The 11,554-nt window shown below is 57.9% G+C and carries 9 protein-coding genes; 6 read left to right on the top strand and 3 right to left on the bottom strand.

Annotated elements, in window-relative coordinates:
- Window positions 1-67: 67 nt before the first annotated feature.
- Together FX155_RS11295 and FX155_RS11290 are read right to left on the bottom strand one after the other, a co-directional pair.
- Complete coding sequence (locus tag FX155_RS11295; RefSeq protein WP_154488791.1) at window positions 68-976, bottom strand: sensor domain-containing diguanylate cyclase; 909 nt, start codon at window positions 974-976, stop codon at window positions 68-70.
- A gap of 45 nt (window positions 977-1,021) precedes the next feature.
- Window positions 1,022-1,444, bottom strand: a complete 423-nt coding sequence (locus FX155_RS11290) for a GNAT family N-acetyltransferase (protein WP_022486949.1) — start codon at window positions 1,442-1,444, stop codon at window positions 1,022-1,024.
- A 363-nt stretch (window positions 1,445-1,807) separates the two neighbouring features.
- On the opposite strand from FX155_RS11290, the gene FX155_RS11285 reads away from it, so the two are divergent.
- From FX155_RS11285 to FX155_RS11265, 5 genes are all read left to right on the top strand, one after another.
- Window positions 1,808-3,172 (top strand): MATE family efflux transporter, encoded by a 1,365-nt coding sequence (locus FX155_RS11285; protein ID WP_154488789.1) that lies wholly within the window; start codon window positions 1,808-1,810, stop codon window positions 3,170-3,172.
- A 1,342-nt stretch (window positions 3,173-4,514) separates the two neighbouring features.
- Window positions 4,515-5,102, top strand: coding sequence for an energy coupling factor transporter S component ThiW (gene thiW / locus FX155_RS11280; RefSeq protein ID WP_154488787.1), 588 nt, complete (start codon window positions 4,515-4,517; stop codon window positions 5,100-5,102).
- A complete protein-coding gene (gene thiM, locus FX155_RS11275) occupies window positions 5,032-5,877 on the top strand; it encodes a hydroxyethylthiazole kinase (protein ID WP_154488785.1) in 846 nt (281 codons plus the stop codon). The genes thiW and thiM overlap by 71 nt, the downstream gene beginning before the upstream one ends.
- Window positions 5,878-6,062: 185 nt before the next feature.
- Window positions 6,063-7,655: an AbgT family transporter gene (locus FX155_RS11270; protein ID WP_022486723.1), complete on the top strand. Its 1,593-nt coding sequence runs from the start codon at window positions 6,063-6,065 to the stop codon at window positions 7,653-7,655.
- 136 nt (window positions 7,656-7,791) lie between these two features.
- Entirely contained in the window at window positions 7,792-8,886 is a 1,095-nt protein-coding gene (locus FX155_RS11265) for an amidohydrolase family protein (RefSeq protein WP_154488783.1), read from the top strand.
- A 48-nt stretch (window positions 8,887-8,934) separates the two neighbouring features.
- On the opposite strand, the gene FX155_RS11260 is transcribed toward FX155_RS11265, so the two are convergent.
- Window positions 8,935-9,945 (bottom strand): NADH:flavin oxidoreductase, encoded by a 1,011-nt coding sequence (locus FX155_RS11260; RefSeq protein WP_154488782.1) that lies wholly within the window; start codon window positions 9,943-9,945, stop codon window positions 8,935-8,937.
- Window positions 9,946-10,098: 153 nt separating this feature from the next.
- Between FX155_RS11260 and FX155_RS11255 the strand changes: the two genes are divergently transcribed.
- Window positions 10,099-11,554, top strand: a 1,456-nt coding sequence (locus tag FX155_RS11255; protein WP_154488781.1) for a C69 family dipeptidase, incomplete at its 3' end; no start/stop codon positions are given.

The raw sequence follows: 11,554 nt of genomic DNA, 5'->3' as shown, positions 1-11,554 counted from the left end.
AAAGTCGGCCCTGGCGGGGAGATAAAAGGCAGACACCGGGGGTGTGAATTTTTTTCACACCCCCCTTTCATTCCACCCTATCATGCACAATGGTGTTCCGTCCTCGGTTCTTGGCTTCGTACATGTATTTGTCTGCCCGCTGGATGATGGAATCCGGAGTATCTCCCTCCTGGACGGCGGTGATCCCCACGCTCATGGTAATGTGGAGAGGGTGGCTTTCGTGGTGGATGAAAGCCTGTTCCACCATGTGCTGGAACCGGTTGGCAATGGGGATGATATCCGATCTGTTTTTGATGGGGTAGATCCCGATGAATTCTTCTCCGCCCCAGCGGCCCAGGGTGTCCGTGGACCGGATGGAGTGGGTGGCGGCGTCGGCAAAGGCCTTCAGCATCCGGTCCCCGGCCGGGTGGCCATACTTTCCGTTGAAATCGTGGAAATGGTCGATGTCCGCAAACAGCACCGCAAACAGCTGATGGAGCCGATGGTACTCCGAAAAACGCATTTTCAGCAGGGGATCCAGGAACTTCCGGTTGGGCAGGCCGGTGAGAGTGTCATGGTAGGCCAGAGAATACAGATTCTGGATGATCAGGCTTCCCCGGTCCAACAGGCTCACTTCTTCGAACTGCTCCGCCACCAGCCGGATTTGGCCTTTTTCATCAGCAAGAGGCACAAAATGGGCCTGGATCACCCCCATGGTTCCGTCTTTATGGGTAAAGACCAGCTTTTTGGACAGGGGCTTTTTCTGGTCCATGGAGGCCAACAGGGGACAGTAGGTCCTGCACAGAGGCCGACCCTTTTCATCCATATGATCCAGCTTTGTTTCCGGACAGCGGAGACCGATCATCTCTTCTGCCGTATACCCGGTAATCTGTTCCGCCGCCCTGTTCCAATAGACGATGGTCCGGTCCGGGGTCACCATATAGGTGCCGAAAGGTGCAAGCTCCGCCAGCTGACGGAAATCTTTATCCTGGATCATACACACATTCTCCTTTCCAAAAACATGGAACTGTCTTTATTCCCTTTATTCCAGTTGCTTCTTCATCCACTGGTGGGGGACTCCTTCATCCGGTTCCACCGGTCCATAGGCCCGATACCCCAGGGTCTCATAGAAATGTTCAGCCCGGACCTGGGCGTGGAGACGGATTTCCGTTCCTCCCAGTTCCTTTACGGCTGCCTCGGTGCCTTTTACCAGAAGGCTGCCGGCGCCTTTGCCACGGAACCGCTTTTTTACGGCAATCCGTCCCAGGATCCAGATTCCCGGTTCCTCGCCGGGGAAGAAACGGCAGACACCCACGGCTTCTCCCTGGTCATCCCACAGGAGACCGTGATGTGAGGCCTGATCCTGGCTGTCGAATTCCTCCTGGAATCCCTGTTCCTGGCAAAAGACTTCTTCCCGGAGGGCCTTGGCCTCCGGAGGCAGTTGGGTGTAGGTGGTAAATTTCATTATGAGATTCTCCTGTTCATTGATGATTTTGCGGGCGTCCGTGGCTGCCGCCCTCTGTCTTTGTTAGATTTTCGGGGGAGTCCTGCGGGGTACCCTGGTCAGCTGGTGGATTTTCTGCCGGAACATCAGGTTTGTCCGTCCAGAATCAGGCGGGCCAGGGCTTCATCCAGCAGCCGGACCGGATCCGTCAGCTGGAAATTCAGCCGGGAATAGTAATAATATTCCTCTATTATACACCAGAACAGACAATTTATAGGAAGATATTTTGGCATATACCACTGACGGCGTCTGTCTGTTTCTTTTACCAGGTACAGTGTATAATAGAAGAAATGCTATGATACAAGAAAGAGAGGAATCAATGCCTTGGCTGCTTCGCAAATCAACATGCTGGAAGGCTCTTTGACAAAGCCTTTGTTCCAGTTTGCCATCCCGGTGGCTCTTATCGGGATCCTCCAACAGATGTTCAATACGGCGGACATTATGGTCCTGGGCCGCTTTGTAGGGAAGGAGGCCCTGGCGGCAGTGGGGAACAATGCTCCGGTGATCGGGGTCATGGTCAATCTGTTCCTGGGGATTTCCCTGGGGGCCAATGTGCTCATTGCCCGGCGGCTGGGAGGAAGGCGGCTGAAGGAAGCCTCCCAGGCCATCCACACCACCGTGCTCATGGCCCTTCTGACCGGGCTGTTCATCCTGGTGGTGGGGGAAATCCTGGCCGGACCTCTCATGGTCTGGATGGGCGTGCCGGAAGAGGTCCGGGCTGCTTCGGAATTTTACCTGCGGATCTATCTGCTGGGCATGCCGGGGATGACTCTCTACGACTTTTTGTCCGCCGTATACCGGAGCCACGGGAATGTGCGGACCCCGCTGCTGTCCCTTATCACCGCCAGCCTGGTGAATATTGCAGGGAATTTCCTGGCAGTGTTCCTGGGGTTCGGGCTGGCCGGGGTGGTGGTGGCTACCGCCGTGTCCAATTACGTCAGTTCCGGGCTGCTGCTGCGGATGCTCCGGTATGGACACGGGGTGCTCCATTTTTATCCGGGAGCCATCCGTTTGCGGCTGGATGACATCCGGGAAATCCTCCGGGTGGGGGTGCCTGCCGGGATCCAGGGCATGGTGTTCAATCTGTCCAATATGGTGATCCAGTCCGCCATCAACAGCGAAGGGGCCCTGGCCATGGCGGCTTCGGCTGCGGCCTATGTGCTGGAAATCAACACCTATCCCTTTATCATCGCCTTTGGCCAGGCCATTACCACCTTTACCAGCCAGAACTTCGGGGCGGGGAACCTGAAACGGTGCCGGAAGGTGCTGGGCCGGGGCCTGACGTTGAACTTCCTGTTCACCTGCGTTTTGATCGGTCTGGTGTTCCTGGTGGCCCGGCCCTTCCTGGAGATCTTCGGACTGGAGCAGGAAGCGGTGGATCTGGGGGTCATGCGGATCCATCTGATCATCGGATTCTATTTCCTGTCAACGATTTACGAAAGCCTGTCCGCCTCCATGCGGGGGTTCGGCAACTCCCTGACCCCGGCCCTGGCCATGCTGGTGAGCATCGTGGGCACCCGGCTCCTGTGGCTGGCCACCGTCTATGCCGCCAACCCCACCTACCGGAACATCATGTACTGCTATCCCCTGAGCTGGCTGGCCGCCGATGTGCTGATCGGTGCCCTGTTCTGGAGAGACTGGAAGCGGGGGAAGCTGGGAGGGACTGGAATAGGGCAGAGTGCAGAGTGAAGAGTGCAGAGCAGGTTGGCAGCGGCCGGAGGAACCTTTGCTTATCCGTAAGGGCAGCAGGCCCGGCCGCCTGCTGAATAGGCCCCAATGGACCGCACGGCCCAAAAAGTCCGCCCCGGGAGGGGCATAAGCAGGCACCCGACGCTTCAGCGGCGTTGGTGGTCGCTTATGCCGCAGCTGGGGACCGTGCGGAGCACGGTGGTGGGGGCATCGGCGATAGCCGATACTTTGCAGGTACGATAGACAACAGCAGTACAATAAAATAGGTGCACAGCCAAAAGTCCGCCCTGCAGGGGCGGGGGACCATCCGCAAGGATGGTGGTGGGGGCATCGGCGGCAGCCGATATTTTGCAGGTACGATTGACAACAGCGGGGTGATCGGCAGGAGCAAGATCTTCATATCCGCAGGTCTCATTGCTGGATTCCAGGACGGTTGAACCGTACCCCCGCCAAGGTATTCGGTCCTTTCAGGACCTCATGCCCCCACCACCATTGCGCAGGCGCAACGGTCCCCCGCCCCTGCAGGGCGGACTTGGCCTCTGGCCTTGCTGGTACTTTGTACGAGTATACATCGATTCTCCGGGAGCCGGGAGGGGACCCCCTACCCGCTGACGCGGGTCCTTTCCCCCTTTCAGGGGGACACATCTGGATTCCTTGGTTACGGGATAACATCGGGTGTTGTCGCTCCTGGGGTGGAGCACGCGGGCGATGGGGTCCGGCTTCCTGGTCCGTAGCCGCAGCCTTTGACCGTCAGGGCAAGGCGATAGGCTGTGAGCCTCCCGCCAGGGACGAACGGGTCTGCCCTCCCGGCGGAGAGCCCTCGCGGGTGTATGGGTATAGAAGTTTTTGCCCTCTGGGCGGCCGGGACGGGTTTGCCTGCGGAACCCCCTACCCGTGCAAGCACGGGTCCCTTCCCCCTTGCCAGGGGGACACATCTGGACCACTCCTGGTTCGGGTCAGAGAATCGTACATCTGGCGAGCCGCTGGTTGTGCGGCCTCTACGGGCCCATGCTCTGCACTCTTCACTTTCGGACATGAATGAATAACGATACTGTGATGAAGGATTTACCGAGAACTTGTTGACACATACGTCGGCCCGACCCTCCCCTTGAACAAATTCCTCCAATCTGCTATACTTGTAACGATCGAGGGGGAGCGCCCTGGATCGGTATTCATTTTACAGCGAGGGAGCCCGTGTGCCGGGTTGAGAGGGTACCACAGTACCGACCGTCAGGATTGGCTTTTGCCATCTTTTTTGGCGCTGTGGAATGGATACGGCAATGGAATCGATTCCACTCCCGAAGGATCGGCAGACCGGTCCAGTAAGGAGTGGAGTTTTTTTATGGAAAGCAAACAGCAAAAAGTCCTGCGCCTGGTGTTTTTGTCCATGATGATCGGCCTGGGGGTTGTGATTTCCCCCATTCTCCGGGTGGAAGGCATGTGCCCCATGGCCCATCTGATCAACATTACCTGTTCGGTGATGCTGGGGCCCTGGTATTCTCTCCTGTGTGCCACCCTCATCGGCATCATCCGGATGACGGTGATGGGGATCCCGCCTCTGGCCCTGACCGGGGCGGTGTTCGGGGCCACCCTTTCCGGAATCTTCTACCGGGCCAGCGGGGGCAAGATCATTGCCGCCTGCCTGGGTGAAGTGATCGGCACCGGGATCATCGGGGCCATGGTGTCCTATCCTGTAATGGAAATCCTCATGGGCCGCACTGGCCTTTCCTGGATGTTCTACGTGCCCAGCTTCATTGCCGGCACCCTGATCGGCGGTTCCATTGCCTTCGGGCTGCTCACCATCCTGTCCCGGAACGGGACCCTGTTGGAATTCCAGAGAAAATTGGGAGTGAATATCTATGACCGGGGAAGTCATCAGCAAGCTGCCCGGAACCTTTATGGACATCATGTCCAGGGTGCGGGAAAATGAACCGCTGATCCACTGCATGACCCATGCCATCACCATGAATGACAGCGCCAACGCCATCCTGGCTGTGGGGGGAAGTCCCACCATGGCCTCCCATCCCCAAGAAGTGGAAGAGATCGTGGAGGCGGCAGATTCCCTGGTGGTGAATCTGGGGAACATCAATGAGGAACGGCTGGAAGCCATGAAAATCGCCGGGGAAAAGGCCCATGAAAAAGGCATCCCCATCCTGCTGGATGCCGTAGGGGTAGCCTGCAGCACCCTTCGGCTGGTGTACGCCCAGCAGTTCATCGAACACAACCGGCCCGGGATCATCAAGGGGAACAGTTCGGAAATCCGGACCCTCTGCGGCCTTTCCGCCCATGCCCACGGAGTGGATGCCGGGGCGGCGGATGCGGTGACCAGGGAAAACTTCGCCGCAGATGCCCGTGCCTTCGGCCAGTATGCCCGGCAGCACGGAGCAGTACTCCTGGTCACCGGGGCAGTGGACCTGGTGACGGACGGAGAGACCGCCTTCGGCATTGCCAACGGGACGCCCCTTCTGGGCCGTCTCACCGGCACCGGCTGCATGGTGGGGGCTCTGGCAGGCACCTGGCACGCCTGTGGATCCTCCCTGGCCGCCGCGGCCCTGGGCACAGCGGTCCTGGGTATTGCCGGGGAAGAAGCCGCCAAGGATTGTCCTGGGCTGGGCACCTTCCACATCCGTCTGCTGGATGCCCTGTCCAACCTGACCGGGGAGCAGGTGGCGGAGAAAGTGAAGATGGCAGAGACCGTTGGGTAAGCCTCGGTCTCTTTTTTGTCCCTGTAAAACGGACAGGATTCCATCTTTTCTATGGAACTCTTCACAAATTCTTTTCTTTGCTATAAAATAATGGAAAATACCGTAAACACAAAAAATTCAGACTAGACAGACAACTTTTTATCCCTTATAATGGGGTCGACAATATTCTGCTTCGAGGTGATCCCATGGCAAAAGAAAAGAAATCTCTCATGAACCGCCTGATCGACATCATCGAAAAAGGCGGCAACAAACTGCCCCATCCCTTTATCCTGTTTGGTATCCTTCTGGTGGCAGTCCTTATTTTATCCTTTGTTTTCAGTCAGCTGGGGACCAGCATCACCTACTACAGCGCTTCCAAAACCGCTGGAGCTGCGGGGAAGGAAGTGACCGTAAAAGTGGTCAATCTTCTTTCAGCGGACAATTTCCGGTATCTGATTACCAAGTATCCGGATATCTATGTGGGGTACACACCGCTGAAACTGACACTGATCATGATGGCCACCACGGCTTTCATCGACAAGACCGGTTTCTTTGAAAGCCTGATGAAAAAATACCTGCTGAAGGCTCCCAAATCCCTGATTACCTTTGCGGTGGCTTTTATGGCGGTGAACGCCAACCTGATGAGCGACGCCGGGACGTATTTCTCCCTGGCCATCGGGGGCGTAATCTTCCACGCCATGGGACGGAACCCCCTGATCGGGGTGATCCTGGGCTATGCGGGCTGCAGCGGGGGCTTTACCGCCAACCTGTTCCTGGCCGGCACGGATGCCCTGCTGGCCGGGATCACGGAAAACATCGTGGAACAAATGGGCCTGCCGGTGGCCATCAACCCGGCCATCAACTATTTCTTCATGGCGTCCGCCACCTTCTTCCTGGCCATTACCCTGACCTTGTTTACCGAGAAGGTTGTGTGTAAAATGGTAGGGGACGGGGAAGGCATCGTGGACCGGTCCCTTCTGGAACAGTACAAACCTTCTCCAGAACAGGAAAAAGGCCTTCGATGGGCCGGGTACGGCTTCCTGTTCTTTGTGGCGGTGATGGCCCTTCTAACCGTTCCTTCCGGTGCCATCCTCCGGAATCCCCAGGGAGGCTTCCTGCCCAAATCTCCTCTGTTCCAGGGGATTACCATGATCATCGCCTTCCTGTTTGTGAGCACCGGCATGCCCTATGCCTTTGCCACCGGACAGATCAAGAAAGGACGGGACCTGGCGGGCATCCTGAACGCCGGGCTGAAAACCGCCATTCCTCTCATGACCACCACTTTTATGGCCTGTGTGTTCATCGACATGGTGAACAAGTCCAACATCTTCAAGATTGTGGCCATTGCCGGGGCGGAAGTGCTGAAAGGGGCCGACGTAGGGGTGCTGCCCCTGTGTCTGATGGTGATCTTTGTCACCACCCTGGTGAACCCCTTCATGACCAGCGGTTCTTCCAAATGGCTGCTGATCGCCCCCATGGTGGTGCCCATGTTTGCCATCCTCCACGTGCATCCGGCCTATGCCCAGCTGGCCTACCGGATCGGGGATTCCTGCACCAACATCTGTTCCCCGCTGCACTCGGCCCTGCCGGTGATCATCGGGCTCCTGGAAGAATACCAGAGTGAAGGGCTGATTCCCCTGCGTCCGGGAGAAACGGAACAGAGGGACATCGGTATGGGGACCATCTTCTCCCTGACCATTCCCTATTCCATGGTGCTCCTGGCCACCATGACCACCATGTTTATCGTCTGGATGGTCCTGGGCCTGCCCATCGGGCCGGGGGTGACGCTGTATATCTGAGTGAAGAGGGATGAGTAAAGAGTGAAGAGTCCTGCTGGGAAGGGGACCGTCCGAAGGACGGTGGATGGGTTTCCCCGGAGGGACAACGACCAACGATGAACGACTCACGATGAACGATACCAAGGAGGCAAATAATATGCTGATCCGCAATGCCAATCTGTTGAACCCCGGTACGGAACGGGGAATCTATGACATCCTGATCCGGGAGGGGAAAATCGCCCAGATCGCTCCCCACATCGACGCCGAAGAAGAGGTGGAAGTGGATGTCCAGGAAATGTATGTGACGCCCGGCCTGGTGGACGCCCATACCCATCTGGGGCTGAAGGCGGATTCCCAGGGGGAATTCTATTCCGACCACAACGAAAAAAAGAGTATCCTGTCCCCGGAAATGCGGGCCATCGATGCCATCAATCCTCAGAGTGTGAACGTGAAAGAAGCCCGGGAAGCCGGTATCACCACCTGTGCCAGCGGTCCCGGGTCCCTGAACGTGATTGGCGGCCAGTACGCCTGCATCAAGACCGTAGGGGATGTCATCGATGACATGGTGCTGGATCCTTATTTTGCCATGAAATGTGCTCTGGGGGAAAACCCCAAGAAAGGGTATGAAACCACCCGGATGGGGATTGCCGCCACTCTGCGGAATTTCCTGTTCCAGGCCAAAGCCTATGCAGAAGACCCCAACCACAAATTCGACATGAAACTGGAACCTATGATCCCGGTAATCCGTGGGGAAAAGGCCCTGAAGATCCACTGCCATGAAGCCATTGACATTGTGACGGCTGTGCGGATCTGCGATGAATTCCACCTGAAATTCACCCTGGACCACGTGACCTGCGGAGCCGAGGTGCTGGACTTCCTCCGGAAACGGCCGGAAATCCCTCTGCTGCTGGGACCTACCCTGGGCCATCGGGGCAAGGTGGAACTCCACGGGAAGAGTTTCGAAAATGTGGTGAAGCTGGCGGAAGGCCGGGATGTGTGCTTGATCACCGATGCGCCGGTGATTCCCCTGGAATACCTGCCTGTATGCGCCGGCCTGGCCATTGCCAAAGGGATGCCCTATGAACGGGCTCTGGAAGCGGTGACTATCAATCCGGCAAGGGTCATGGGGGTGGAAAACCGGGTAGGGAACCTGGCTCCCGGCAAGGACGCGGACCTGGTCATCTGGAAGGACAAGCCCTTCGTGGTGATCCAGGATCCGGTAGCGGTATTCATTGACGGGAAAAGGGTGTGAAAAAGGGGGCTGTTGCACGTGAAAAATATGCGTGCAGCAGCCCCTTTGCTATTCTTCCAATATCTTCCGGAACACCTGATGGTCTTTCAGGGCGGCCCGGCCCAGTCCTATGAGATCGGCCTGACCGGTGGCCAGGAAATGTTCTGCCTGATCTCCTGTGACGATGCCTCCGGTAAGGAGCACCGGGATCCGGGCCGTTTCTTTGGCGGCCTGGGACAGTTCTGCAAAATAACCGGGTTCCGGGTGGCCGGGACGGAAAAAGATGCACAGGCCGCCGGACAGGCTGATGCCGTCCAGGCCTTCCTGCTGCAGCAGTTCTACAGCCTGGGGCAGTTCTTCCGGCCGGGAGCCGCCTTCCATGTAGTCTCCGCCTCCCAACCGCAGGGTCACCGCAAAATCAGCCGGGACGGCGGCCCGTACAGCCTGGATCACTTCCCGGAGATAACGGGTACGGCCTTCCAGGGTGCTTCCGGTATAGGCATCCGTCCGTTTGTTGGTAAGGGGAGAATAGAACTGGTTCAGCAGGTACCCGTGGGCAGCGTGGATCTCCACTCCGTCGTAGCCGGCTTCCCGGGCCCTGAGGGCGGCTGCGGCAAAGGCGTCCCGCACCCGGACCAGGTCTTTTTCCCCCATGGGACGGGGCAGTTCCGGCTGGCCGTAGGCGGAAGCGGTCCGGGCCGGGTTCAGGACGGCGCTGGGCCCCAGAGGCTCCTGTCCTGTCAGGGCCTTATGGGCTGCACTGCCTGCATGGCTCAGCTGGGCCAGGATGGGGACATGATGCTGGTGGACGGCGGCGGTGATCCGTTTCAATCCGTCCAGATCCGCCCTTTCATCAAAGGCAATTTGATGGACACTGGCCCGGCCTTCAGGAGCAACGAAGCAGTGTTCCTGGATGATCAGGGCTGGCCCGCTCTGGGCCATATCTCCATAATAATCCACAAGGGCCTGGGTCACTTGGCCCTCATCCGATTTTTCTGTAGCCATGGGAGGCAGCACCAGACGGTTCTTCAGGGTCAGGGAACCCAGGGAGATGGGCTGGTGGAGCAGGGGATGGTTCATGAGAAAATCCCTCCTGTAATCGTTTTGTATACATTTGGCATTATACAAGAGAATCAGGGGAAAAGCAAGGCGGGTGTAAAAGTCGGTAAGATTGCATTCCTCCGGTTAGCTTGCTACAATAAATAAGAAGAAGACAGGAAAGGGGACAGAACAATGCCTTGTACCACATTATTAGTAGGAAAGAATGCAACCGTTGACGGATCCACCATGATGGCCCGGAACGAGGATTCTCCTTCCGGACAGTTTACCGCCAAGAAGTTCATCGTGGTCCGGCCGGAGGACCAGCCCCGGCACTACAAAAGCGTGATTTCCCAAGTGGAAATCGAACTCCCGGACAATCCTCTGCGCTATACGGCCATGCCCAATGCCCAGGCCACGGAAGGGATCTGGGGAGAAGCGGGGATCAACGCCGCCAATGTGGCCATGACGGAAACGGAAACCATCACCTCCAATCCCCGGGTATTGGGGGCGGATCCCCTGGTGCCGGGAGGCATTGGCGAAGAGGACCTGCTGACCCTGGTGCTGCCCTATATCCGGTCTGCCCGGGAAGGGGTGCTGCGGCTGGGGAGCCTGCTGGAACAGTACGGCACTTATGAGATGAACGGCATCGGGTTTCAGGATGTGAATGAAATCTGGTGGCTGGAAAGCATCGGGGGCCATCACTGGATCGCCAAACGGGTGCCTGACGACGAGGCGGTGGTCATGCCCAACCAGCAGGGCATCGATTTCCTGGACCTGGCGGACGCCCTGGACCAGGGAAAGGACAACCTGTGCTCCCGGGATCTGGCGGAATTCATTGAAGACAACCACCTGGATCTGACCCTTGCGGAAGACCGGGAAGGGCCGGTGGCGGAAGATACGGCCTTTGACTGCCGGTCCGCCTTTGGCAGCCACGATGATGCGGACCATACCTACAACACACCCCGGGCCTGGTACATGCTCCGGTGCCTGACTCCCTTCAGTGTCCAGTGGGAAGGACCGGAAGCGCCGTTCCATCCGGAAGACGACGATCTGCCCTGGTCCGTGGAACCGGACCGGAAGGTGACTGTGGAAGACGTGAAATACATCCTCAGCAGCCACTACCAGGGGACTCCCTACGATCCCTACGGCCACAAAGGGGACGGGAGCCTTCGGGGGAAATACCGTCCCATCGGCATCAACCGGACCAACTTCCTGGCTCTCACCCAGCTGCGGCCGGACCTGCCGGAAAACCGGCGGGCCGTGGAATGGATCGCCGAAGGATGCAATGTGTTCAATGCCTTTGTGCCTTTCTACACCAATGTGGACAAGACCCCGGACTATCTGGCGGTTACGGGAGAAGAACCGGATTCCAATCAGTTCTATTGGGCTAACCGACTGATCGGGGCCCTGGCCGATGCCCATTTCGGCGCCTGCGCCAATCTGATCGAACGGTACCAGAACAAAGTGGCCGCCCGGGCCCATGCCCTGCTGAAGGAAGGAGACCGGGGAGAAGCCGGAGAGAATGTAAGCCGGTATCTGGAAGCCCGGAACGAAACCATGGCCGCCATGGCCAGAGAAGAGACCCAGAAAGTCCTGGGCCAGGTCCTTTACGCCGCCAGCAACGGAATGAAGAACGGATTTGCCCGGT

It is taken from the genome of Acidaminococcus fermentans (genome assembly GCF_009696675.1).
GTDB lineage: Bacteria > Bacillota > Negativicutes > Acidaminococcales > Acidaminococcaceae > Acidaminococcus.
Note: the sequence above shows the minus strand (reverse complement) of the source record. Positions and strands in the feature narration are given on the sequence as shown.

Bases quoted from the DNA above. Each gene is read 5' to 3' on its own strand.
- thiW (WP_154488787.1), top strand. From the start codon at position 4,515: ATGGAAAGCAAACAGCAAAAAGTCCTGCGCCTGGTGTTTTTGTCCATG.
- FX155_RS11260 (WP_154488782.1), bottom strand. From the start codon at position 9,945: ATGAACCATCCCCTGCTCCACCAGCCCATCTCCCTGGGTTCCCTGACC.
- FX155_RS11290 (WP_022486949.1), bottom strand. From the start codon at position 1,444: ATGAAATTTACCACCTACACCCAACTGCCTCCGGAGGCCAAGGCCCTC.
- FX155_RS11295 (WP_154488791.1), bottom strand. From the start codon at position 976: ATGATCCAGGATAAAGATTTCCGTCAGCTGGCGGAGCTTGCACCTTTC.
- thiM (WP_154488785.1), top strand. From the start codon at position 5,032: ATGACCGGGGAAGTCATCAGCAAGCTGCCCGGAACCTTTATGGACATC.
- FX155_RS11265 (WP_154488783.1), top strand. From the start codon at position 7,792: ATGCTGATCCGCAATGCCAATCTGTTGAACCCCGGTACGGAACGGGGA.
- FX155_RS11270 (WP_022486723.1), top strand. From the start codon at position 6,063: ATGGCAAAAGAAAAGAAATCTCTCATGAACCGCCTGATCGACATCATC.